Origin of the sequence: Actinoplanes sp. NPDC049599, from assembly GCF_044465625.1 — a bacterium.
In the GTDB taxonomy this organism is placed as follows: domain Bacteria; phylum Actinomycetota; class Actinomycetes; order Mycobacteriales; family Micromonosporaceae; genus Actinoplanes.
In genome coordinates this window covers 26,206-47,851 of sequence record NZ_JBITLX010000029.1, presented here as the reverse complement: position 1 = coordinate 47,851, position 21,646 = coordinate 26,206, and the positions used below count along the sequence as shown (strand labels likewise).

Genomic DNA, 21,646 nt, shown 5'->3' with positions numbered 1-21,646 from the left:
CGACACCATGGGGGCGGGTCAGGTTGAGGAGGCGAGGGTCTCCGGGGTGTGACGGGCCTTCTCCAGCCGCGGGTCGCCCTCGTCGGCGAAGTAGTCGTCCCGCTCGGTGCCGTCCGTGCCGTCGGGCGTCTTCGTCGCCCGCAGGATCAGCGTCACGAGCACCGCGACCAGCAGGTTGACCGCGACCGCCACGAAGCCGACGTAGATCGTCCTCGGGGTGTCGAAGCCGAACTTCTCCAGCGGGAACGCCGAGCCGCCGAAGTGCGCCCGCTTGGTCGCGACGTTCGGGATGCTGTAGAGCATCCACATGCCCAGGCCCATGCCGGCCGCCCAGCCGGCGATCAGCCCGCCTCGGTGCAGCCAGCGGGTGTAGAGGCCGAGCGCCACCGCGGGTGCGGTCTGCAGGATGATGACGCCGCCGATGAGCTGCAGGTCGATGGAGAACTGCGGGTCCAGGAAGATGATGAACGCGACCGCGCCGACCTTCACCACCAGCGAGGCGATCTTGGCGACGCCGGCCTCCTGCGCGTGGGTGGCGTCCTTGCGCAGGTACTCCTTGTAGATGTTGCGGGTGAACAGGTTCGCCGCCGCGATCGACATGATCGCCGCCGGGACCAGCGCGCCGATGCCGATCGCGGCGAACGCGATGCCCGCGAACCAGGACGGGAACTGCTGGTCGAACAGCAGCGGCACGACCGTGTTGTTGTCCAGGCTGCCCTCGCGGGCGCCCGGCAGGGGCTTCACCCCGGCCGAGATCGCCATGTAGCCGAGCAGGGCGATCAGGCCGAGCAGCAGACTGTACGCCGGCAGCGCCGACATGTTCCGCTTGATCACGTTGCGGTTCCGGCTGGCCAGCACGCCGGTGATGCTGTGCGGGTACAGGAAGAGCGCGAGCGCCGAGCCCAGCGCCAGCGTGACGTACTGCAGCTGGTTGTTGGCGTTGAGCGTGATCCCGTCGCCGGGTGACGGCGAGGCCGCGAACTTGGCGGCGGCGTCGTCGAAGATCGAACCCCACCCGCCCAGCTTGTACGGCAGGTACAGCACCGCCACGATGATCACGATGTAGATCAGCGTGTCCTTGACGAACGCGATCAGCGCCGGTGCCCGCAGCCCGGACTGGTACGTGTACGCGGCCAGGATCGCGAACGCCACGATGATCGGCGCGTGCCGGGCGAGCGCGCTCTCGCCGGTCACGCCCATCGTCTTGAGCACCGCCTCGATGCCGACCAGCTGCAGCGCGATGTACGGCATGGTCGCCACGATCCCGGTGATCGCGACCAGCAGCGCCAGCAGCGGCGAGTCGAACCGGGTCCGGACGAAGTCGGCGGGCGTCACGAAGCCGTGCCGGTGCGACACCGACCAGAGCCGGATCAGGATCAGGAAGAACAGCGGGTAGATGACCACTGTGTACGGCACGGCGAAGAACCCGGCCGCGCCGGCGCCGAAGATCAGCGCGGGCACCGCGACGAACGTGTACGCGGTGTAGAGGTCGCCGCCGACCAGGAACCAGGTGATCCAGGCGCCGAAGCTGCGCCCGCCGAGTCCCCACTCGTCCAGGTGCGCCATGTCGGTGGGCCGGCGCCACTTGGCCGCCACGAAGCCCATGACGCTGACCAGCAGGAACAGGAACGTGAAGACGACAATCTCGGTGATGTGCTCACTCATCGGTGGCCTCCTGCGACGCGGAGGGCACCGGCGGCTTGCGGGTCATCTGGTAGACGATCGAGGTGGTGACGACGCCGACGAGGATGAACGCGAGCTGCACCCAGTAGAAGGCCGGGAAGCCGAGCAGCCGCGGCGAGTCGAAGTTGTACAGCGGGGTGATCAGCGGGAGCACGATCGGGACGACCAGCAGCCAGTTCCACGGGCTGCGGTCGCTGCGCGGTGCGGACATGCAGGCCTCCTCATCGGAGCTCAACGAGGCGGTGACCGTGGTCACGGCCATCGCCGCAGGTTACCGAGAGGTTTCGGCGACAGCGCGACAGGCCGTGATCACGCTGCGCCGAACGGCCGGGGTGATGCGCCGAACGGCACCCCACCCCGGCCCGGGACCTGCTATCGCCAGGGGGTCCAGAGACCCGCCGAGATGGTACGGGTGAGCGAGGCCTGCTCGTCGTCGCCGTCGAGCGACCACATCATCGCCCCGCCGAGCCCCTCGGCCCGGATGTACGCCGTCTTCTGCAGGATCTGCGCGGGGTCGTCGTACGTCCAGAAGGTGGTGCCGTCGAAGAGCCACGAGTGGCCGGCGCGCCAGTCCCGGTGCACCGCGAAGCCCTGGGCCGGCAGGTTCTTCAGGGTCTTGTAGTCCTCGGTGCCGACCGCGAACTTGCCGGGCGCGCCGCCGGTCGCCGGGGCGAAGAGGCCGGTGGTGCCGGTCCAGCCCTGGCCGTAGTACGGGATGCCGAGCACCAGCTTGCCCCTCGGCGCCCCGCGGTCCCGCCAGGCGTTGATGGTGCCGTCGATGGAGAAGTCCGGGTTGTCCGGCGCGCCGGCCGGCACCCGCAGCGCCGACTGCTGGTTGGTCCGAGCCTCCCAGGAGCCGTGGAAGTCGTAACCCTGCACGGTGCCGAAGTCGAGGTACTTGAAGATCTTCTTCGCCTCGAAACCGGCGTCGATCTTGGCCGGGGCGGCCGGCAGGAACGCGGTGAGGTCGTAGTGCTTGCGGTTCTTGCGGCCCAGCGCGTCGAGCTGCTTGCGGAACTCGGCGGTCAGCAGGGTGAAGTTCTGCTTGTCCTCGGGCCGGATGACGTTGCCGGCGTTGCCGGCGGAGCCGGGCCACTCCCAGTCGAGGTCGATGCCGTCGAAGACACCGGCCGCGACGCCCGCGGCCAGGCCGGGCAGGTTGCCCTTGATCCACAGGTCCACGCAGGAGCTGACCAGCTTCTTGCGGGAGGCGTCGGTGAGCGCGGCGTCGGAGAAGGTCGCCGACCCGGTCCAGCCGCCCAGCGAGATCAGCACCCGCAGCTGCGGGTTCTTCCGCTTGAGCTCGGCGAGCTGGTTGAGGTTGCCGGCGTACGGCTGACCGGCCACGTCGGCGACGCCGTCCACGCTGAGCGCGTCGGAGAACGGGGTCTGCCAGTCGGCCCAGGGGTCGGCCGAGTCGCAGACGCCGGCCGCGGTGACCGGGCCGAAGGCGTAGTTGAGGTGGGTCAGCCGGGCGGCGGCGCCGGACTGCTGGACCTTGGCGAGCTGGAAGTCCCGGCCGTAGATGCCCCACTGGGTGAAGTATCCGACCTTGACGTACGACTTCTTCTGATGTGCCTGAGCGGCAGCGGGTGCGGCCGTGACGCCGACGAGCACGGCGGCGCCGACGGCCAGCAGACGGCGGGATATTCCGCGCATGAGCCCTCCAGGGGCGGACGGAGCTGATCAATAGAAAACAATGTTTCCTGATCGAGGAAGCTAAACGTCCGCACCCGGCGGGTCAATACCTCAGCGCAGGTGTGCTGTCTCGTTCACCGACCGGACCGCGATGCCGCCGTCGGGCCACATGTCCATGGTGGAGACCCCGGCCGCGTCCAGATAGAGCCGGTGCAGGAAGGCGTCGCCCGCGGCCAGCGCGTCACGCAGGATCAGCTTGATCGGCGAGACGTGCGAGACCACCACGACGGTGCCCGACGGGTACGCCGACTGCAGCGTGGCCAGGGCACCGCGGACCCGCTTGGCCACCGTCTGGAACGACTCCCCACCCGGCGGCGCGACGCTGGTCGAGTCGAGCCAGCGGTCCAGCTCGGCGGGCCAGCGGGTCCGGACCTCGGCGAAGGTCAGGCCCTCCCAGTCGCCGAAGTCGCACTCGATCAGCTCCGGCAGGACGGTGACCGTGACGTTGCCGAGGTCCGCGGCGATCAGCTCGGCGGTGCGCGTACACCGGCGCAGGGGTGAGGTGACGACCGCCGTGACGTCGCGGGAGATGCCCGCCACCCGCCCGGCCGCGGCCATCGCCTGGGCCTCACCCTGCTCGGAGAGCGGGACGTCGCCGCGGCCGGAGTAGCGGCCCTGCACGGTCATCGCGGTCTCGCCGTGCCGGACCAGGATGAGCCGGGTGGCGGTGTCCAGCGACGGCGGCGCCCAGTTCCGGGGCGCCTTGGGCTCGGTGGGGGAATCAAACGCCACCGGCTTGCCGGCGGCCTCGTCCATCGCCCGGTTGGCCAGCGCGTCGGCCAGCTTGTTGCGCTCCCGGGGGATCCAGTCGAAGGTCACCGCCGCGAAGCCGTCCACCAGCTTCGCCGCCTCGGCGGCCAGCGGGCGCAGGCCCGGGTTCTTGATCTGCCAGCGGCCGGACATCTGCTCGACCACCAGCTTGGAGTCCATCCGCACGTCGACCCGGGTGGCGCCCAGCTCGGCGGCGGCGCGCAGGCCGGCGATCAGGCCCGAATACTCGGCGACGTTGTTGGTCGTGGTGCCCAGCGAGGCGTAGCGCTCCAGCAGCACCTCGCCGGTGCCCTCCTGGAGCACCACGGCGCCGTACCCGGCCGGGCCGGGGTTGCCCCGCGACCCGCCGTCCGCCTCGACCACCACCCGGAGCTCCGTGGTCACAGGCCGGACTCCGCGGTGCGGACCATGATCCGGCGGCACTCCTCGCAGCGGACCACCTCGTCCGCGGGCGCCGCCTTCACCCGGTTCAGGTCGGCGCCGTACAGCTCGATGCGGCAGCCGCCGCAGCGGCCCGAGCGCACCAGCGCGGCGCCCAGCCCGGAGTCCGCGCGGATCTTGTCGTACAGGGTGATCAGGTCGGCCGGCAGGTCGGCGGCGAGCGGGCCGCGCGCCTGCGTCTTGAACTCCTGCTCCTTGGTGATCTCGGCGTTCGCGGCGTCCCGCCGGGCCTCGGCCGCGGCCCGCCGCTCGGCCGCCTCGGCCAGCTTCTTCTTGACGTCGTTGAGCGCCTGCTCGGCGCCCTCCCGCTGCTCCATCAGCTCGAGCTCGGCGTCCTCCAGCTCCGACTGGCGGCGGTTGAGCGTGGCCAGCTCGTGCTGCAGGCCCTCGATCTCGCGCAGCGCGCCGCCGGCGTCGAGCCGCGCCTCGTCCCGGCTCTTGCGGGTGCGGACCTGCTCGATGTCCTTCTCGAAGCGGGCGATGTCGCGGTCGAGGTCGTCGACGGCCACCTGGGCGCGGACCCGCTGGTCCTCCAGCGCGGACAGCTCGCGGGAGATCGTGCTGATCTCCGCCAGCTCCGGCAGGGACTTGCGGCGGTGGGCGAGCTGCGCCAGGGCGATGTCGATGGCCTGCAGATCGAGCAGACGGCGCTGGGCTTCCGGGGCGGCCTTCACGTCAGGAACTCCTTATTTTCCACTGACCGCATGCACGGTCCAGGGGTCGGTGTCGAGATCGGACACGAGAGCCGTGACCGGGAACTGGGCGTGCAGCCAGCCTGCCACCGCGTCGAGCCAGGGTCGCTCGGTCGCCCAGTGGGCCGCGTCGAGCAGCGCCGGGCCGCCGGCGGCGAGATGTTCGCTGGCGGGGTGATGGCGCAGGTCGGCACAGAGGTACGCGTCGGCGCCCGCCCCGCCGGCCGCGGCCAGGAACGAGTCGCCCGCGCCCCCGCAGACGGCGAGCGTACGGATCAGGCGCTCGGGGTCGCCGGCCGCCCGGACCCCGCCCGCGGTGGCCGGTAGGCGCCGGGCGACGAAGGTGGTCAGCTCGGCCAGCGGCATCGCGGCGGCGAGCTCACCGACCCGGCCGATGCCCCGGCCCCTGCCGGGCTCCGCGGGCACCAGCGGGCGCAGGTTCACCAGGTCGAGCCGGGCGGCGAGGGCGTCCGAGACGCCGGGGTCGGCGACGTCGGCGTTGGTGTGCGCGACGTAGAGCGCGATGTCGGCCTTGATCAAGCGGTGCACGATCCGGCCCTTGTACGTGTCCGGCGCGACCGACGAGACGCCCTTGAGCAGCAGCGGATGGTGCGCCACGATCAGGCTCGCGCCCGCGGCGACCGCCTCCTCGACGGTCTCGGGCACGCAGTCGACCACGCACAGCACCGTGCGGACCGGGGTGTCGAACTCACCCAGCACGAGGCCGACCCGGTCCCACTGCTCCGCCCACGCGCGCGGAAACCGGGCGTCGAGGGCGTCCACCAGAGCGCGGACGGTGGGTGGGGCAGCGGCGGTGTCGGTCACGGCCGCCAACTCTACCCAGCTCTACGAGCGGGCTCCGGGCTCGACTCGGTTGTCGGTCTGGAAACGGGTGTGCAGCGCCTGCAGCGCCCGCCGCCACGGGAACTGGCTCCGGAAACGATCGTTCTGCCCGGGACCGCCGAGCCGGACGACGTCGTCGCCGTAAAGCACCTGAACGCCCCAGTTGCGCAGTCTGTCCATGCTCTCGTGCAGCGTCGGGTGCAGCGCCATGACCTTGTTCGTGTACGGCACCACCACGGTCGGGATGCCGAAGCCGTACGCCTCGACCAGCAGGCCGAGCACCAGGGTGTCGGTGATGCCGGCGGACCACTTGTTGATCGTGTTGACCGTCGCCGGTGCCACGATCATCGCGTCCGCCTGGGGCAGCACGTCGTCATCGCCGGGGTTCTTGTAGTAGCTGCGTACGGCATGCCCGGTCTGGGCCTGCAGCGCGGCGGCATCGACGAACTTGCGCCCGTCCGGCGTGGTGATCACGCAGACCTCCCAGCCGTCCCGCTGCGCCAGGTCGACGAGCACGCCGACGTCGCGGGCGATGGGTGAGCCGCACACGAGGACGTACAGGACGCCGGGCGAGGACTTGATGCTCATCACCCGAGAACCCACCTCATACGCCGACTCCCATCTGCTCTGCCAGCTCCGCTATGGGCGCCGGCGGTGTGCCCCGCGTGCGTCGCAGCACGTCGGAGATGACCTCGTGGGCGAGCGGCCGGCAGCGGATCTCCGAGGGCGCCAGCCGGTCGCCCTCCAGCAGCATCTCGCTGGCCTTCTCGACGTCGCCGACCTGCGTGTAGCCCCGGGCGATGTCCAGGAAGTGGTGGGCCCGCCGCTCCGGCAGCATCGCCGCGAAATGCTCCGGATCGATCCGGTTGTGCGTCTCGATCGCCTTGCCGCCGTCGCCCAGCTCCACCGCCGCCGCGGCCCGGTGCAGTTCGACATTGGTCGGGCCGAACGACGTCCAGTAGTAGTTGTAGTCGCCGCCCAGCGCGCCGGCCGCCTGCTCGGCACCGCACACCAGGTCACGGACGGTGGCGCTGTCGCCGATCCGGGCCGCGGCCATGGCGCCGGTGAGCAGCAGCAGGCCGTAGACCGACAGCCGCTCCGGCGTGGCCGCGTCGGGCGTCATCGGGGCGAGCCGGTTGGCGATGTTGACGTTGACCTCGAGCGCCGAGCGGACCCGGCCGAGCGAGAGCAGCGCCATGCCGACCCGGTGGCTCGCCATCCCGGCGAGCAGCTGGTCGCCGGCGCGCTGCGAGACCGCGATCGAGCGGTCCGCGGCCAGCCAGGAGAGCTCGTGCTCGCCGACCTTGCGCAGCGCCGACGAGGCGATCTGGTACACCTGCCCGAGCAGGTGCGCCGCGTCGCGCGCCTCCTCGCCGCTGGCGTGCGCGCTGTCCGCCGCCTGGGCGTCGCGCAGCAGCTGCGGCAGCTTGCGGGCCAGCACGCCGTACTTGGCGTGCTGGTAGGTCAGCCAGGCGTGGCTCACCGCCTTGCGCATCTCCACCAGCGGCGGGGCCACCGGCACCGGATGGAAGAAGGCGCTCATCTGGTCGTACCGTTCCAGCGCCGCGCGGATCTCCTCGACCTCGACCTGGTCGATGCAGTTCTGCGTCTCCGGCCTGCGCTCGACGTCCTTGCCCAGCAGCAGCTGGACGTCGATCTGCAGAACGTCGGCGATCTCATAGACGACAGAGAACTTGTCGAGCCGGCGGACGCCTCGTTCCACCTTGTCGACCCAGCTCTTGGATTTGCCCAACCGGTCTGCGAAGACCTGCTGGGACATCTTGCGACGGCCGCGCCAGTAGGCGACTCGGCGGCCGATCGGCAGCTCGTCCACGGTGCCTCCCCCACTCATCCGGCGACCCCCGCCGGTGAGCATTCCGGTGTGTCAGCTGCAGTGTGGACCTCACTCCTCTGTGCGGGTCGCACAGGTTGTGTGATCGCCTGCCCACCGATGCTCGATAGTTTCTCATGCAAGTTGCAAAACGCGATCTGCCCGAACAAACGATGCGTGTCGAGCTTGGTAACGGCAGTCGCGCCTGCTATAGCGGCCACGAGTGCCGGATCGGGGGTATTCCGACCATGCGGTGGAACAACCGAGGGCCGATCGGCCCATGGGAGTACGTGGATCGACTGCGCCTGCGGCGAGCCGCGCTGCGGTACGCCACCCACGGGTGGGCCGTGACACCGGGCGCCTATCTGGCCGGTCACCGGTTCGCCTGTGGCCGGGCGGGCTGCCCGATCATGGGGTGCCATCCCGCCATCGAGTCCTGGGAGGACGATTCCAGCACCGATCCGGCGCGGGTGGCGCGCTGGTGGCGCCGGCGGCCGTACACGGTGCTGCTGGCCACCGGCTGGACCTTCGACGTGCTGGAGGTGCCCGCGGCCGTCGGCCTGCGGGCGCTCGGCGCGGTGCGCCTGCACACCGGCGTGCTCGGCGCGGCCAGCGGCGCCGCGCACGGCCCGGTCGCGGTGACGCCGGCGGGACGCTGGATGTTCCTGGTCAGCCCGGGTGTCGACCTGGGCCCGGAGCTCGGCTCCTGCCTGGACATCCTGCGGCACGGCCGCGGCTCGTGGATCCCGGCGGCGCCCAGCCGTACGCCCGAGGGGCCGGTGCGCTGGGCGGTCTCCCCGGAGCAGACCGGCTGGCGGCTGCCCGAGTCGGCGGCCGTGCAGGCGATGCTGCTGGACGCGCTGGACGCCCTCGGCCGCCGGCCGCGACCCACCGCCACGGTCAGCGTGCCCCGGCAGATGTCCACCGCCCGCCGAGCCGCGTGAGCGGGGCCTGCCGGACGCCGGGAACCCACCGTCGCCCGGATCGGTGATCCACGTGACGGACGGTATCCGGGCATGGCTGGGGGCACTCATGTCAGACGACAACCTATTTGCCTACCTTGGGGTAGTCGAGTCACCCGAACGGGTGAACACGTGGTCACGGTATGCAGGCACGCGCCCCACCGGCTCCCGGCCGGTCGGGTCCCGCCCGGGTGGATCGCGGCCGCCGGCCCATCAGCGGCCCAGATTCGGTCGCTGACCCGCGCCGCGGCTGGAGCATCCGGCCCGTGATGCTGTGGACGCTCCGGAAGCGGTAGCCCTCGTGCGGTCCTATGGTGGATCGCTACCACGGTCGGCCGATGCCCGCCTCCGCCGTGGACGAGGCTCTCGCCGACGCGTCCGCCGACGACCTCGCGGTGCTGCTGATCGCGTACCGGAAGGGGGTCGCGGTGGGTTGCGCCGGCCTGCGCCGGGCCGAGGCCCGGACCGGCGAGATCACCACGATGTACGTGTCCCCGCCGGCGCGCCGACTCGGTGCGGGCCGGCTTGACGCCCCGGGTCAGGATGACCGTATGGCGCACTCACACGACACCGTGGACTGGGCCGAGATGGGCCCCGACCTCATCGCCGACGCGGAGGTCAACGCGCCGATGGTGGACCAGGCGCTGGGCTGGCTGGCGGAGCGCGTACCGCAGGCGGGTCTGGTCCTGGATGTGGGCAGCGGGCCGGGGGTCGCCGCGGCCCGGTTCGCCCAGCTGCTGCCCGGCGCGACCGTGCTGGCCGCCGACGGCGCCGCGCCGCTGCTGGCACTGGCCCGCGAGCGGGCGCAGCGGCTCGGCCTCGACGACCGGATCGCCACCCGCGAGGTGAAGCTGCCGGCCGGCCTCGCCGACCTGCCGCGGGCCGACCTGATCTGGGTCAGCGGCGTTGCGCACCATCTGCCAGATCCGGCAGCCGGGGTACGCGCGTTCGCGGATCTGCTGCGGCCCGCCGGGGTGCTGGCGCTGCGCGAGGGCGGGCTGCCGCTGCAGTGCCTGCCGGCCGAGGCGGACGGCGGGCTGACCGCCCGGATCAACGCGGTGGACATCGCCCTGGCCCGCGACCACGCGCACCCGATGGGCGCCATCATCGCGCCGCGCTCCTGGCCGGAGCTGCTCGCCGAGGCCGGGCTGACCGGGATCGAGAGCCGCAGCTTCCTGCTGGACCTGCCCGCGCCGCTGCCCGAGGCGCCCCGCCGGCACCTGGCCCGCATGCTGCGCCACACCCGGGAGCTGCTCACCGGCCACCTGCCGGCCGACGACCTGGCCCGGCTCGACGTCCTGACCGACCCGGACCACCCGGAGAGCGTGCTGCACCGCGCGGACGTCTTCATGCTCCGCGCGGCCACGATCCACACGGCCGTCCGTGCTTGACACTTGACCGGTTCAGTGTTGACATCGATCGTCATGGATAGATAGCCCGGGCAACCCGAGGAGATCCGGTGCGACCGATTCGCACGGCCGCCGCCCTGCTGGCCGCCGCCCTGCTGCCCGCCCTCGTCCTGCCCGCCACCGCGGGTGCGGCCGCCACCCTGTCCCAGGTGCACACCGCCGGCCGGGTGGAGGTCAGCGGGGACGAGCGGCGGTTCAGCTGGCCGGGCGTCTACTTCGAGGGCCGCTTCCGCGGCACCGGCGTCGGCGTCGTCATCGACGACTCCGCCGCCGACTACGACGTCCAGATCGACGGGGGTACGGTCGCCACCCTGATCACCCCCGGCCGGACCACCTACTGGGTGCGCGACCTCGCCGCCGGCGTCCACCGCGTCCGGCTGGTCAAGCGGTCCGAGAGCCCGTGGGCGGTCAGCACCTTCGGCGGCTTCCTCCCGGCGGCCGGGGGCGCGATCCTGCCGGCGCCGGCACCGCGGCACCGGCAGATCGAGTTCATCGGCGACTCCTACACCGCCGGCTACGGCAACCTCTCCCCGACCCGCGACTGCACCGGCGACGAGGTCAACCGCACGACGAACGCGGACCTGAGCTTCGGCGCCCTGGTGGCCCGGCGCATGCGCGCCGACTATCAGCTGAACGCCTTCTCGGGCCGCGGGATGGTGCGCAACTACAACGGCGGCGAGCCGGGAACCAGCTACCGCACGTACTACGACCGGGCGCTGCTGAGCGTCGAGGGTGATGTCTGGCGGCCGGCCGGGTGGCGGCCGCAGGTGGTGGTGATCGGGCTGGGCATCAACGACTTCTCCACCGCGATCAATCCGGGGGAGCCGTGGACACCGGAGAGCTTGGCCGCGGCGTACCGGACGGCTTATCAGGGGTTCATCAACAAGCTGCGGGCCCGGTACGGGGCGCGGACGATGATCGTGGTCAGCGCCACGGATGTGGGGGGCAGTGCGGTGCTGGCCGAGGCTGCGCGGGAGGTGGTTGCGGCGCGCCAGGACCGGGTCGGCTACTGGTATTACGGGAGTGCGGGGTTGGACTATGGGGGCTGCCACTGGCACCCGTCGGCGCACGACCATGAGGTAATTGCCGATCGGCTGTATGCGTACCTCGATTCGCTCCGGCTGCGCTGGTAGTCCCGATCCCACCCGGGCGGCGCATCTTCGCCGCGCGGACGCGGGGCCTGAGCTGGATCTCCTAGGAGCGGGTCGAGCGGGCGCGGACGTGGATGCGCTCGCCCTGGCGGCCGAAGATGGTCAGGAACTCGACCGACTCGCCGTCCGCGCTGCCGAACCAGTGCGGCACCCGGGTGTCGAACTCGGCCGCCTCGCCCTCCGGCAGCACCAGGTCGTGCTCGCCCAGGACCAGGCGGAGGCGGCCGTGCAGGACGTACAGCCACTCGTACCCCTCGTGGGTCTTGGGGTCCGGCTCGGCCGGCTTGCCGGCGGCGATGATGTGCTTGAACGCCTGCAGGCCCTTGGCCTGCCGGCTCAGCGGCAGGATGGTCTGGTCGCTGCGGTGCCGCAGCGGCCGGGCGTAGATCCGCGGATCGCCGGTGGGCGGGGCGCCGACCAGCTCGTCCAGCGGCACCCGGTAGGCCCCGGCCAGCGGCAACAGCAGCTCCAGGGTGGCGCGCCGCTGCCCGGACTCGAGCCGGGACAGGGTGCTCACCGAGATGCCGGTGGTCTCCGACAGCGCGGCGAGCGTGGTGCCGTGCTCCTGGCGCAGCGCCCGCAACCGTGGCCCGACCGCGGCGAGCACGTCCTCGTTTGCCGTCATGGCAACAAAGCTTGCCACTTTTCGCCGCACCGAGCCACTGTCGTGCCATGACCTATGACGTGATCGTGATCGGCGGCGGCCCCGCCGGACTGAGCGGCGCGGTGGCCCTGGGCCGTGCGCTGCGGTCGGTACTGGTGATCGACGCGGGCGAGCCCCGCAACGCACCGGCGGCCGGCATCCACAACTACCTGACCCGCGACAACATCGCGCCGGCCGACTTCCGCACGGCCGCGCAGACCGAGGTACGCCGATACGGCGGCGAGATCGTCAACGGCCGGGTGACCGGCGCGGCCCGGGACGGCGACCTGCTGACCGTGACACTGGCCGACGGACACCCGTACGCGGCGAGGCGCCTGCTGGTCACCACCGGCCTGACCGACGAGCTGCCGGACATCCCCGGCCTGCGCGAACACTGGGGCCACGACCTGGTGCACTGCCCGTACTGCCACGGCTACGAGGTGCGCGGCCGGGCCATCGGCATCATCGGCTCGTCACCGATGTCCGTGCACCAGGCGCTGATGTGGCGGCAGTGGAGCGACAACATCACGCTGTTCCTGCACACCGCCCCGGAACCGGACCCGGAACAGTCCCGGCAACTCGCCGCCCGCGGCATCACGGTGCTGACCGAGAAAGTCGCCGAGGTGCTGGCCGCGGACGGCAAACTGACCGGGGTCCGGCTGACCGACGGCACGGTGGTGGCCCGCGACACCCTGGTGGTCGCCCCGCGCTTCATGGCGAACGCGGAACCGCTGCCCTCGCTGGGTCTGACCGCGACGGACAACGACTTCGGCAGCGCGGTGACGGCGGAACCGAACGGGCGGACGACGGTTCCGGGGGTGTGGGTGGCCGGCAACGTGAGCGACCAGATGGCCCAGGTGATCAGCGCAGCGGCGGCAGGGCTGGCGGTAGCGGCCCAGATCAACGCCGAGCTGATCACAGAGGACACGGAACGGGCGGTGGCCGCCGCGCGGTGACGATCCGGGCCTTGGGCAACAGCGCGGGTCAACGGCCGGAAGCCAGCTCGCGGTAGGCGGTGATCACCGCTGCCGTCCGTTCCGCCAGCTCCGGGCCGGCCTCGGTCCGGGGTGGGCCGGCCGCCGTCAGGCGGGAGATGGCCAGTTCCGCTTCCCGGGCGGTGTCGCCGATGCGCTGCTCGCGGATCAGGTTCTCGCCCGCCAGCGCGGCCGCGTTGATGCTCGCCAGGATGCGGTTGGCCGCCGCCGCGGTGGACCGCCACAGCGCCTCGACCCGCAACCGCTGCTCGGCCAGGGCCTGCACCGCCGGGCTGTCCGCGGGCAGGTCGTGCCGGGTGGCGTCGGCGAGTTCGGCACGCAGCCGCCGAACCTGCTGGCGCCGCGCCATGATCGCGGCGAGCTCCGCCAGGGCCGCGGTCAGCGCGTGGTCCGCGTCGCCCGGGTCGATCATGTGCCGCAGCGCGGGCCAGGTCCGCCGGACCCGCTTGGCCACGACGGTGGCCCGCTCGAACGCGGCCCGCTCCTCGACGGCGTGCAGCACGTGGGCATCCTCGCTCTTGGGCACGGCGAGGAGACCGGTACGAGCGGCCCGCGCCTGCTCGACCACAACAAACGCGACCAGCGCGATCGAACCACTCGCGGCCGCCCACCAGGCGATGCCGAGCGCGCTGAGCACCGCCGACAGCACAACCAGAACAAGCGCGAGCTGCGACGCGACCCGGACCCGCTCCGGACGGCTACGCCCACTGGGCGGAACCGGCACAACCTCGGTAACCGATCCCCAGCGCACCCGCCTGGCCCGCCCGGTACGCATCTTGAGCGGAACCGGCGACACGACGATCTTCTCCGCGTCGATGCCGACGTGCAGACCCTTGGGCCCCGGTGCGACCACGGCGCGCCTCTTCCATCTGCGGGTAGCTGAGCGGGCCCGGACGCCGAGGGGGGGTACGCCCGGGCCCACTCACCAGCGGAGCCGTCCGCCAGTGCCCAAGGAATCGGGTGAACGCCGCCCTACTTGAGCCCGCCTCGGGTGCAGCGCAGTTGCATCCCATCCGGCTGACCCGAGGTTGGATCAAAGGGCCTGCGGGCTGCGGCAGCGGGCTGCGGGCAGCGGGCTGCGGGCTGCGGGCAGCGGGCAGCACGTGCCGGGACGGGACGCGACGGGCGACGCGGCGCGACTGGTGCCTCGCCGCCGGAGAGGCTGCCACGCCATGTTCGGCCGCTCGGGCTGCGGACCGCGCCGACGCGACCCGCAGCCCGGGGTCTCCCTCCCCCTCTGCGACCACCCTCTCTTCCGCGCTGACGCACCCGCCACCCCACGCGGCCTCAGCGACCACCCCCTCATCCGCGCTGACGCACCCGCCGCCTACGCCGCCTCAGCGACCACCCCCTCATCCGCCGCGCCCAGGCTGCCGTCCCGCCCCGGGCCGGCCGCATCCCCCCGCCGGGCAGCCGGGACACCGTCCGGCGTGATCAGACCAAGATGTTCCAGCCGCGCCGTGATCCCGCCCCGGCTGCGGCCGAACTCCGTCATCAGTTCCCTCGGGCTCGCCCCTTCCCGATAGCGGACCATCAACCGATCGTCATCCTCGGCCGACCAGCGAACACCCTGATTCGGGTGCCGCCGCGCCGGCTGCGCCACGACCGTCGCCGGCGCCCCAGCCGCTGCCGCCGGCGTCAGGCGCTGGCGCTGGCGGCGCAACGTCGCCAAACCGGCCAGGGTCGAGGTCAGCGCATCCGCCACCGGCGCCAGGTCGTCCGGCGAGATCCCTCCGCTGATCTCGCTGACCACCTCGCCCGAGGCGGTCCAGCCGACCAGGGACAGGCCGATGCGTTCGTCGCCCGTGCCGGACGCGGTGAGCTGGTAGACGTGCGGGCCGACCATCAGGTGTCGCTCGAGGCTCAGGTGCGGCCGGCGGTCGTTCTCGGGTGGGTACTCGTTGTCATCCATGCCGCGACGCTAGAACCGCCCACCGACATTTTTCGGCCCGGCGTGGCGCCCGGCGAGCCGGTCCGGGCGTGTCGCCGGCCCGGCCACCCCGCAACCACATCGGCGCCGCGCCGGCGGCAGCCGCCCCGCCGACCCCTGGCACACCGCGGTCCCCGCACATCGCCGGCACCGCTCGGCCAACCCGCGCAGGCATCGCGACACAAGCTCCTCGGCGGCCTCGACGTCGGCGACGGATCCGCGGCACAGCCTCAGGCCGCGGCCACCACCGGGCCAGCCGCGGCCACCACCGGGCCGGTCACGGCCACCACCGGGCCGGTCACGGCCGACCATCCACACAGGACGCTCATGCCCTCAGCCGGTTCCGCAGGATCGCCACGCCGGGGCCGTCCAGCTCGGTCAGCGCCACCACCCGCCCCGTCATCGCCAGCATCAGCGCCTCCGCCGGCCCGGTGACCAGCGGCCCCGCCCCCGTGGACCAGTCCAGGTCCGCAGCCTCGAAGCGCAGCCCCGCCACCCGCCGCCGCGGGGTGAAGCCGACCGCCCGGCCGCCCACCAGGAACTCCAGCGACACCCGCAACCGCTCCAGCCGCAACCCGTGCGGCAGGCCCAGGGGCCGCCGCATGTCCTGGCCGTGCACTTGCAGGTCGGTGAGCTGCCCGGGATAGCCCACGATCGGCGGCCGGAACGGGTTCTCCGCGTTGTCGCGCAGGCCCTGGGCCAGGTCGGCCGGCGACCGCTCGGCCACCAGCGCCGCGAGCCGCGAGTTGGCCTTGTGGATGTTGAAGCCGCTGCGGGCGATCAGCGGCAGCACCGGCGTCGGCGGCTTGCTGATCGCCGCGAGCAGGTGACCCGCGACCTGCTTGACCGTCCAATCGCCACACAGGCTCGGGGTTTCCAACTGTTCCGGGGTGAGCGACTCGACCAGATCGGCGACGCGGCGCCGTTCGTCGGCGATCGCGGGCTGGATATCCACAGGCTCAGGCTAACGTCGGCGACGGCACGTCCGCGGCCCGTACTCTTGCTCCGTGACGAGCGAATGGACCGCCACGTTGCCCCGGAAGCGGATGGGTGCCGCGCTGCTGTTCCGCGATCCCGCCGACCGGGTTCTGCTGGTCGAGCCCACCTACAAGCCCCACTGGGAGCTGCCCGGCGGGGTGGTCGAGGCCGACGAGTCACCGCGCGACGCCGCCGCCCGGGAGATCACCGAGGAGCTGGGGCTCGCCGTTGTGCCGGGCCGGCTGCTCGTGGTCGACTGGGTGCCGCCGCGCGACGGGCGCACCGACGGGCTGATGCTGGTCTTCGACGGCGGCCGGTTCACCGATCCGGTCCGCCTCGACACCTCCGAGCTGCGCAGCTGGGCCTGGTGCGATCCCGACGAGGCCACGCAGCGCCTGCTCCCCCTGCTCGCCCGCCGAGCCGCTGCCGCGCTGCAGGCAGCCCGCACCCGGACGACCGCATACCTCGAGGACGGCCGGGCGCCGCCCCCGGCCCCGCAGAGATCCGACGATCCTTGACCGGACGTCGCGGCCACCGCGACAGTCGTGAGCATGACCCTGGCGCCGGAGCAGTTGTGGCGCAACCGGGAATTCAACCTGCTCTGGATCAGCCAGTCGTGCTCCGACGTCGGCAACGCGATCTCCGCGCTCGCCGTACCCCTGTTGGTGCTGGCCCTGACCGCCGCGCCGGTGCAGGCCGGGCTGGTCGGCACGCTCGGTCTGATCACGACCGTGCTCTGCCGGCTGCCGGCCGGCGTGCTCGCCGACCGGGTCGACCGGCGCCGGATCATGCTGATCTGCGACGCGGTCCGGCTGGTCGCCTACCTCGGCCTCGGCGTCGCGGTGCTGCGCGGCCAGGCGACCCTCACCCTGATCGTCGGGGTCGTGCTGATCGGCGCGGCAGCCAACGCCTTCTTCGGTACGGCGGAGCACTCGTCCCTGCGCACCATCGTCCGGCCGGGGCAACTGCCGGACGCGGTCGCCCGCAACGAGGCCCGCTCGTACGCGACCTCGCTGGCCGGACCGCCCCTGGGCGGGCTGCTCTTCGGCATGGGCCGCGCGTTGCCGTTCCTCGGGGACGCGGTGACGTTCCTGGCCTCGTTCGCCGGGGTCTGGCTGATCCGCCGGCCGTTGCAGGAGCCGCGGGACACCGAGCGGGGCGGGCACGCGGCCGCCCTGGCGGAGGGCTTCCGGTTCGTGTTCGGCAACCCGTTCCTGCGGGCCGTGCTGCTCGTCGCGGCGCCGCTCAACCTGGCCATCCACGGCATCATCTTCACGATCATCGTGACGCTGCAACGCGACGAGGTACCGCCGGCCCTCATCGGCGGGGTCGAGACCGTGGTCGCGGTCGGCGGCCTGCTCGGCGCGCTGGCCGCGCCGGCCCTGCTGCGACGATGGCCGCTGCCGGCGCTGATCCGCGGCATCTGCTGGACGGCCGCCCTGCTGATGTCGGCCAGCGCCGTGCTGATCCACAGCGTGGCCGCGGCGATCCCGATGGCGATAACGGTGTTCCTGGGCCCGGCGACCAACGCGGCCCTCTTCGGCCACCAGGCAGCGATCACCCCGGACCGGCTGCAGGGCCGGGTGATCAGCGTGATCATCGTGGTCGCCACGTCGATCGCGGCAACGGCGCCGCTGCTGGCGGGCGTGCTGATCACGATGTGGGGCCCGCCGGTGTCGGTGCTGGTCTTCGCGACCACGATGGCAGGCGCCGCGATAACGGCGACCACCAGCCGCGGGATCCGCACCCTCCACCCGACCGACAGCAGATGAAGGTCCACCGGCACGTGACGCGCGTGTAGCAGCAGAGGACATGTGCGTGGTCCGGCTTGGATGGGTCATGGCTGAGGGAGAGACCACCTCCCGCCGCAGTGCTGGCCGCGTTCGGCACCGCCGGCGATCCGGTCCGGCTCGCCGGTGGCGAAGGTGGCACCTGGCGGGTCGGCGACCTCATGCTCAAGCTCGGCACCTGGGACGCTGCGGGCCGGCCGCAGGAGCCGTATCGGCCGGTGATGGCGGAGATCGCCGGTTTTGTGGCCGGTCAGAACCGGTTGAACCAGCTGACGTAGTGGGAGCCGAACGGCTCGGTGCGGTCCCGGCAGGCGGTGAGCACCTGCTGGGCCGTGTCGGTGGCCTGCCTGATCACCTCAGGCGGGTAGCCGTAGCTCAGCTGGTGCGCGGCGAACTCGTCCTCGTCCAGCAGGTCGACTTTGCCCCGGTGGGTGCGGATGACGTCCAGGTCGAGGTCGACCAGGGTGACCTGTGCCGCGCCGGTCCAGGTGGCCGGCGCGGTGATGTCGCAGTACATCTCCAGGTTGCGGGTCGGGGCGAAGAACATCGCGGTGTACCAGCCGTCGCGCGGGATCAGGCGGACGCCGCGGTGCTCGTCGACGCGGGTGATGCCGGCGGACACGTAGTCGACCTCGGTGCCGGCCGGGACCCCGAACCAGGTGCCCCATTCGTCCTCGCCGAGGCGCAGCTCGGTGGCCCGGCGGTGCAGCTTGCCGTCGAACTTCCGGAACACCACGTCAACTTCGCCCATGCGCCGCACCCTAGCCGCGTGACGCACGGCGGCCGGCCCATGGAGTGCGTACCGCCGGGCCGGCCGGGAGCCGCGGTCAGCGGGCGCCGTATTCCTCGTCGGTGACCAGGTCGCCCCACTCGCTCTCCGGGCCCTGGCCGTCGCCGGGGCCCTCCCACATCGCCAGGTGGACCATGAAATGGTTCGGCGCCGCGCCGTGCCAGTGCCACTCCCCCGGCGGGGTGTGGATGGTGTCGCCGGGGCGGATCTGCTGGACCGGGCCGCCCCGGGCCTGGACCAGTCCGCGCCCGTCGGTGACGTGCAGCGTCTGCCCGACGGCGTGCGAGTGCCAGGCCGTCCGGGCGCCGGGCGCGAACCGCACCGTGTTCACCCGCAGCCGCGACGGCTCCGCGCCCTTGGCGATGACGTCGAACCAGACGTCACCGGTGAACATCTCGGCCGGCCCCTTGGTGGACGGCGTCCTCGGCTGGATCTCCATGGCCCCCGCTCAGCTCAGCGTCGCGATGTCGATGACAAAGCGGTATCGCACGTCGGATGCGAGCACCCGCTCGTACGCGTCATTGATCTTGTCGGCCGGGATCACCTCGATCTCGGAGCCGATGCCCCGATCCGCGCAGAAGTCGAGCATCTCCTGGGTCTCCCGGATGCCGCCGATCGACGAGCCGGCGAACGAGCGCCGCCCGCTGAACAGCGAGAACACGTTGACCGGCAGCGGCTCGGCGGGCGCGCCGACGTTGACGAGCGAGCCGTTGAGCGCCAGCAGCGACAGGTACGCGTCCACGTCGATCCGGGCGCTCACCGTGTTGATGATGAGGTCGAAAGTGTTGGCGAGCTTCTTGAACGTCTCCTGGTCGCCGGTGGCGTAGTAGTGGTCGGCGCCCAGCCGCAGCCCGTCCTCCTGCTTGTTGAGCGTCTGGGACAGCACCGTGACCTCGGCGCCCATGGCGTGCGCGAGTTTGACCGCCATGTGCCCGAGCCCGCCGAGGCCGACCACGGCAACCTGCTTGCCCGGGCCGGCGCCCCAGTGGTGCAGCGGCGAATACGTGGTGATGCCGGCGCACAGCAGCGGCGCGGCGACCTCCAGCGCCAGGCCGTCGGGGATGCGGACGACGAAGTCCTCGGTGACCACGATGTGGGTCGAATACCCGCCCTGGGTGACCGTGCCGTCCCGGCCCACCGCGGCGTAGGTGCCGGTCATGCCGTTGAGGCAGTACTGCTCCTGGCCGGCAAGGCAGTTCACGCACTCACGGCAGGAGTCGACCATGCAGCCGACCCCGACCCGGTCGCCGACGGCATGCTTGGTGACCTCGGCGCCGACCCGGGTGACGACCCCGGCGATCTCGTGGCCGGGGGTGAGCGGGAACGGCGTCTCGCCCCACTCGCCGCGCACGGTGTGGATGTCCGAGTGGCAGATGCCGGCGTACTTGATCTCGATGAGCACGTCGTGCGGGCCGACCTCACGACGGTCGACGGTGGTCCGGACCAGGGGCTCGGTCGCGGACGGGGCAGCGTAGGCGGTGACGGTGAACACAGGTCTCCCAGGTATCGGCTCAGTGGTGCGGTGCCCAGCAAACCGGATCGGACCGGCGGCTGGGAGGGCCTGCGGTGGCAGGTACTGACAGAACCCCTGTACCCCGTGGCGGCGGCCGTACCGTGAACGGGTGGACAATCGCCGCGACATCCGCGAGTTCCTGGCCTCCCGGCGCGCCCGGATCACCCCCGACCAGGCCGGGCTGCCGCACTACGGCGGCCACCGGCGGGTGCCCGGCCTGCGGCGCGAGGAGGTGGCCCTGCTCGCCGGCGTGAGCCCGGATTACTACACGCGGCTGGAGCGCGGCAACCTCGGCGGGGTCTCCGAGGGCGTGCTGGACGCGATCGCCCGGGCGCTGCGGCTGGACGAGGCCGAGCGCGCGCACCTGGCGGACCTGGCCCGGGCCAGCAACGCCCCGGCCCGCGCCCGGCGCCGGCCGGGGCCGCAGCGGATCCGCCCGGGGGTGCAGCAGCTGCTGGACGCGATGACCGACGCGCCGGCCTTCGTCCGCAACGGCCGGCTGGACGTGCTCGCCGCGAACCGGCTGGGCTTCGCCCTCTACGCACCCGTCTTCGACGACCCGGCCCGGCCGGCGAACCTGGCCCGCTTCGCCTTCCTGGACGACCGGGCGACGGACTTCTACCCGGACTGGGAGGACGCGGCGAACACCACGGTCGCGCTGCTGCACACCGAGGCCGGCCGGGACCCGTACGACCGGGGGCTGACCGACCTGGTCGGCGAGCTCTCCACGCGCAGCGAGACCTTCCGCGAGCGATGGGCCGCCCACGACGTCAGGCTGCACCAGACCGGCACGAAGCACCTGCACCACCCGGTCGTCGGCGAGCTGAGGCTCGGCTTCGAGGCGCTGCCGATGCCGGCCGACCCGGGGCTGACGCTGACCGCCTACAGCGCGGAGCCGGGCACGCCGGCCCAGGACGCGCTGCGCCTGCTGGCCAGCTGGTCGGTGACCGCGGACCAAGGCGTCACGCCGGGCCGGTGAAGTCGACGGCGTCGGTCGTGACCGTGCCGGCCGTGCGGCCGGGCGCGGTGTGGTTCTCCCAGTAGAGATTGGTGTGGGCGATGACCAGGCCCGGCAGTGGGGCGCCCCACTCGGTCTGGTCCTCGGTGGTGTGGGCGTCGCTGACCAGCGTCGCGTCGTAGCCGCGGGCGACGGCGCCGTGCAGCGTCGAGCGGATGCACTCGTCGGTCTGCGCGCCGGCGACGATCAGGCGGCCCACCCGGTGCGCGGCGAGCACGGACTCCAGCTCGGTCTCCTCGAACGAGTCGGCCCACCGCTTGGGCACCAGCGGCTCCGACTCCTCCCGGGTGAGCTCGGGGACGAACTGCCAGCCCTCGCTGCCCGCCGGCATGGGGTCGCTGGAGTGCTGCACCCAGACCACGGGCACCCCGGCGGCTCTGGCCTTGCCCACGAGCACGGCGACGTTCGCGACGACGGCGTCCCGGTTGTGGGCGCCACCCACGACGTCGTTCTGCACGTCGATGACGATCAGCGCGGTGTGCGGACGGTCGGCCAGGGTCGTCATTGT

Annotated in this window: 24 protein-coding genes; 8 read left to right on the top strand and 16 right to left on the bottom strand. The window is 72.3% G+C overall.

The window, feature by feature from the left end:
* Window positions 1-18 precede the first annotated feature (18 nt).
* From mctP to ACIBQZ_RS35125, 8 genes are all read right to left on the bottom strand, one after another.
* Complete coding sequence (gene mctP, locus ACIBQZ_RS35160) at window positions 19-1,665, bottom strand: monocarboxylate uptake permease MctP (RefSeq protein WP_396093168.1); 1,647 nt, start codon at window positions 1,663-1,665, stop codon at window positions 19-21.
* On the bottom strand, window positions 1,658-1,894 hold the full coding sequence (locus tag ACIBQZ_RS35155) for a DUF3311 domain-containing protein (RefSeq protein WP_396093235.1): 237 nt from the start codon (window positions 1,892-1,894) through the stop codon (window positions 1,658-1,660). Before ACIBQZ_RS35155 ends, mctP begins: the two co-directional genes overlap by 8 nt.
* Window positions 1,895-2,055: 161 nt before the next feature.
* Entirely contained in the window at window positions 2,056-3,342 is a 1,287-nt protein-coding gene (locus tag ACIBQZ_RS35150) for a glycoside hydrolase family 18 protein (RefSeq protein ID WP_396093167.1), read from the bottom strand.
* Between the two features lie 90 nt (window positions 3,343-3,432).
* Window positions 3,433-4,536, bottom strand: a complete 1,104-nt coding sequence (locus tag ACIBQZ_RS35145) for a bifunctional RNase H/acid phosphatase (RefSeq protein WP_396093166.1) — start codon at window positions 4,534-4,536, stop codon at window positions 3,433-3,435.
* On the bottom strand, window positions 4,533-5,267 hold the full coding sequence (locus tag ACIBQZ_RS35140) for a zinc ribbon domain-containing protein (protein WP_396093165.1): 735 nt from the start codon (window positions 5,265-5,267) through the stop codon (window positions 4,533-4,535). The genes ACIBQZ_RS35145 and ACIBQZ_RS35140 overlap by 4 nt, the downstream gene beginning before the upstream one ends.
* 12 nt (window positions 5,268-5,279) lie before the next feature.
* Window positions 5,280-6,110 carry a Nif3-like dinuclear metal center hexameric protein gene (locus ACIBQZ_RS35135; protein ID WP_396093163.1) on the bottom strand — a complete coding sequence of 277 codons (831 nt, stop codon included), beginning with the start codon at window positions 6,108-6,110 and terminating at the stop codon, window positions 5,280-5,282.
* Window positions 6,111-6,131: 21 nt separating this feature from the next.
* Complete coding sequence (locus tag ACIBQZ_RS35130; RefSeq protein WP_396093162.1) at window positions 6,132-6,716, bottom strand: flavoprotein; 585 nt, start codon at window positions 6,714-6,716, stop codon at window positions 6,132-6,134.
* A 16-nt stretch (window positions 6,717-6,732) separates the two neighbouring features.
* Complete coding sequence (locus ACIBQZ_RS35125) at window positions 6,733-7,962, bottom strand: helix-turn-helix domain-containing protein (RefSeq protein ID WP_396093161.1); 1,230 nt, start codon at window positions 7,960-7,962, stop codon at window positions 6,733-6,735.
* A 245-nt stretch (window positions 7,963-8,207) separates the two neighbouring features.
* Between ACIBQZ_RS35125 and ACIBQZ_RS35120 the strand changes: the two genes are divergently transcribed.
* The 3 genes from ACIBQZ_RS35120 (at window position 8,208) to ACIBQZ_RS35110 (ending at window position 11,463) form a co-directional block, all read left to right on the top strand.
* On the top strand, window positions 8,208-8,903 hold the full coding sequence (locus tag ACIBQZ_RS35120; RefSeq protein WP_396093160.1) for a bifunctional DNA primase/polymerase: 696 nt from the start codon (window positions 8,208-8,210) through the stop codon (window positions 8,901-8,903).
* Window positions 8,904-9,259: 356 nt separating this feature from the next.
* A complete protein-coding gene (locus tag ACIBQZ_RS35115) occupies window positions 9,260-10,312 on the top strand; it encodes a GNAT family N-acetyltransferase (protein ID WP_396093158.1) in 1,053 nt (350 codons plus the stop codon).
* 68 nt (window positions 10,313-10,380) lie between these two features.
* Window positions 10,381-11,463 (top strand): SGNH/GDSL hydrolase family protein, encoded by a 1,083-nt coding sequence (locus ACIBQZ_RS35110; protein ID WP_396093157.1) that lies wholly within the window; start codon window positions 10,381-10,383, stop codon window positions 11,461-11,463.
* 61 nt (window positions 11,464-11,524) lie between these two features.
* On the opposite strand, the gene ACIBQZ_RS35105 is transcribed toward ACIBQZ_RS35110, so the two are convergent.
* On the bottom strand, window positions 11,525-12,106 hold the full coding sequence (locus ACIBQZ_RS35105; RefSeq protein WP_396093156.1) for a helix-turn-helix domain-containing protein: 582 nt from the start codon (window positions 12,104-12,106) through the stop codon (window positions 11,525-11,527).
* A gap of 47 nt (window positions 12,107-12,153) precedes the next feature.
* Between ACIBQZ_RS35105 and ACIBQZ_RS35100 the strand changes: the two genes are divergently transcribed.
* Window positions 12,154-13,080 (top strand): NAD(P)/FAD-dependent oxidoreductase, encoded by a 927-nt coding sequence (locus ACIBQZ_RS35100; protein WP_396093155.1) that lies wholly within the window; start codon window positions 12,154-12,156, stop codon window positions 13,078-13,080.
* Between the two features lie 28 nt (window positions 13,081-13,108).
* Here the strand turns inward: ACIBQZ_RS35100 and ACIBQZ_RS35095 are convergent, their stop codons facing one another.
* The 3 genes from ACIBQZ_RS35095 to ACIBQZ_RS35085 form a co-directional block, all read right to left on the bottom strand.
* Window positions 13,109-13,972: a hypothetical protein gene (locus ACIBQZ_RS35095; RefSeq protein ID WP_396093154.1), complete on the bottom strand. Its 864-nt coding sequence runs from the start codon at window positions 13,970-13,972 to the stop codon at window positions 13,109-13,111.
* Window positions 13,973-14,446: 474 nt separating this feature from the next.
* Window positions 14,447-15,031 (bottom strand): hypothetical protein, encoded by a 585-nt coding sequence (locus ACIBQZ_RS35090; protein ID WP_396093153.1) that lies wholly within the window; start codon window positions 15,029-15,031, stop codon window positions 14,447-14,449.
* A gap of 343 nt (window positions 15,032-15,374) precedes the next feature.
* Window positions 15,375-16,004: a maleylpyruvate isomerase family mycothiol-dependent enzyme gene (locus ACIBQZ_RS35085; RefSeq protein ID WP_396093152.1), complete on the bottom strand. Its 630-nt coding sequence runs from the start codon at window positions 16,002-16,004 to the stop codon at window positions 15,375-15,377.
* Between the two features lie 52 nt (window positions 16,005-16,056).
* Here ACIBQZ_RS35085 and ACIBQZ_RS35080 point away from each other — a divergent pair, with 52 nt between their 5' ends.
* The 3 genes from ACIBQZ_RS35080 (at window position 16,057) to ACIBQZ_RS35070 (ending at window position 18,095) form a co-directional block, all read left to right on the top strand.
* Window positions 16,057-16,545, top strand: a complete 489-nt coding sequence (locus tag ACIBQZ_RS35080; RefSeq protein ID WP_396093151.1) for an NUDIX domain-containing protein — start codon at window positions 16,057-16,059, stop codon at window positions 16,543-16,545.
* A gap of 33 nt (window positions 16,546-16,578) precedes the next feature.
* A complete protein-coding gene (locus ACIBQZ_RS35075) occupies window positions 16,579-17,799 on the top strand; it encodes an MFS transporter (protein WP_396093150.1) in 1,221 nt (406 codons plus the stop codon).
* A 98-nt stretch (window positions 17,800-17,897) separates the two neighbouring features.
* Window positions 17,898-18,095: a hypothetical protein gene (locus ACIBQZ_RS35070; protein WP_396093149.1), complete on the top strand. Its 198-nt coding sequence runs from the start codon at window positions 17,898-17,900 to the stop codon at window positions 18,093-18,095.
* Here ACIBQZ_RS35070 and ACIBQZ_RS35065 read toward each other — a convergent pair.
* The 3 genes from ACIBQZ_RS35065 to ACIBQZ_RS35055 form a co-directional block, all read right to left on the bottom strand.
* Window positions 18,068-18,568 carry a DUF402 domain-containing protein gene (locus tag ACIBQZ_RS35065; protein ID WP_396093148.1) on the bottom strand — a complete coding sequence of 167 codons (501 nt, stop codon included), beginning with the start codon at window positions 18,566-18,568 and terminating at the stop codon, window positions 18,068-18,070. The two genes, ACIBQZ_RS35070 and ACIBQZ_RS35065, sit on opposite strands and share 28 nt — an antisense overlap.
* Window positions 18,569-18,644: 76 nt before the next feature.
* Window positions 18,645-19,046, bottom strand: a complete 402-nt coding sequence (locus tag ACIBQZ_RS35060; protein WP_396093147.1) for a cupin domain-containing protein — start codon at window positions 19,044-19,046, stop codon at window positions 18,645-18,647.
* A 9-nt stretch (window positions 19,047-19,055) separates the two neighbouring features.
* Window positions 19,056-20,099 (bottom strand): NAD(P)-dependent alcohol dehydrogenase, encoded by a 1,044-nt coding sequence (locus ACIBQZ_RS35055; protein WP_396093146.1) that lies wholly within the window; start codon window positions 20,097-20,099, stop codon window positions 19,056-19,058.
* 130 nt (window positions 20,100-20,229) lie between these two features.
* Here ACIBQZ_RS35055 and ACIBQZ_RS35050 point away from each other — a divergent pair, with 130 nt between their 5' ends.
* Window positions 20,230-21,099, top strand: coding sequence for a helix-turn-helix transcriptional regulator (locus ACIBQZ_RS35050; RefSeq protein WP_396093145.1), 870 nt, complete (start codon window positions 20,230-20,232; stop codon window positions 21,097-21,099).
* On the opposite strand, the gene ACIBQZ_RS35045 is transcribed toward ACIBQZ_RS35050, so the two are convergent.
* A complete protein-coding gene (locus ACIBQZ_RS35045) occupies window positions 21,083-21,643 on the bottom strand; it encodes an isochorismatase family protein (RefSeq protein ID WP_396093144.1) in 561 nt (186 codons plus the stop codon). The two genes, ACIBQZ_RS35050 and ACIBQZ_RS35045, sit on opposite strands and share 17 nt — an antisense overlap.
* Between the last annotated feature and the right edge of the window lie 3 nt (window positions 21,644-21,646).

Coding starts and splice junctions, on each gene's coding strand:
- ACIBQZ_RS35100 (WP_396093155.1), top strand. CDS start 12,154: ATGACCTATGACGTGATCGTGATCGGCGGCGGCCCCGCCGGACTGAGC.
- ACIBQZ_RS35115 (WP_396093158.1), top strand. CDS start 9,260: ATGCCCGCCTCCGCCGTGGACGAGGCTCTCGCCGACGCGTCCGCCGAC.
- ACIBQZ_RS35150 (WP_396093167.1), bottom strand. CDS start 3,342: ATGCGCGGAATATCCCGCCGTCTGCTGGCCGTCGGCGCCGCCGTGCTC.
- mctP (WP_396093168.1), bottom strand. CDS start 1,665: ATGAGTGAGCACATCACCGAGATTGTCGTCTTCACGTTCCTGTTCCTG.
- ACIBQZ_RS35075 (WP_396093150.1), top strand. CDS start 16,579: ATGACCCTGGCGCCGGAGCAGTTGTGGCGCAACCGGGAATTCAACCTG.
- ACIBQZ_RS35130 (WP_396093162.1), bottom strand. CDS start 6,716: ATGAGCATCAAGTCCTCGCCCGGCGTCCTGTACGTCCTCGTGTGCGGC.
- ACIBQZ_RS35065 (WP_396093148.1), bottom strand. CDS start 18,568: ATGGGCGAAGTTGACGTGGTGTTCCGGAAGTTCGACGGCAAGCTGCAC.
- ACIBQZ_RS35155 (WP_396093235.1), bottom strand. CDS start 1,894: ATGTCCGCACCGCGCAGCGACCGCAGCCCGTGGAACTGGCTGCTGGTC.
- ACIBQZ_RS35060 (WP_396093147.1), bottom strand. CDS start 19,046: ATGGAGATCCAGCCGAGGACGCCGTCCACCAAGGGGCCGGCCGAGATG.
- ACIBQZ_RS35045 (WP_396093144.1), bottom strand. CDS start 21,643: ATGACGACCCTGGCCGACCGTCCGCACACCGCGCTGATCGTCATCGAC.
- ACIBQZ_RS35120 (WP_396093160.1), top strand. CDS start 8,208: ATGCGGTGGAACAACCGAGGGCCGATCGGCCCATGGGAGTACGTGGAT.
- ACIBQZ_RS35090 (WP_396093153.1), bottom strand. CDS start 15,031: ATGGATGACAACGAGTACCCACCCGAGAACGACCGCCGGCCGCACCTG.
- ACIBQZ_RS35105 (WP_396093156.1), bottom strand. CDS start 12,106: ATGACGGCAAACGAGGACGTGCTCGCCGCGGTCGGGCCACGGTTGCGG.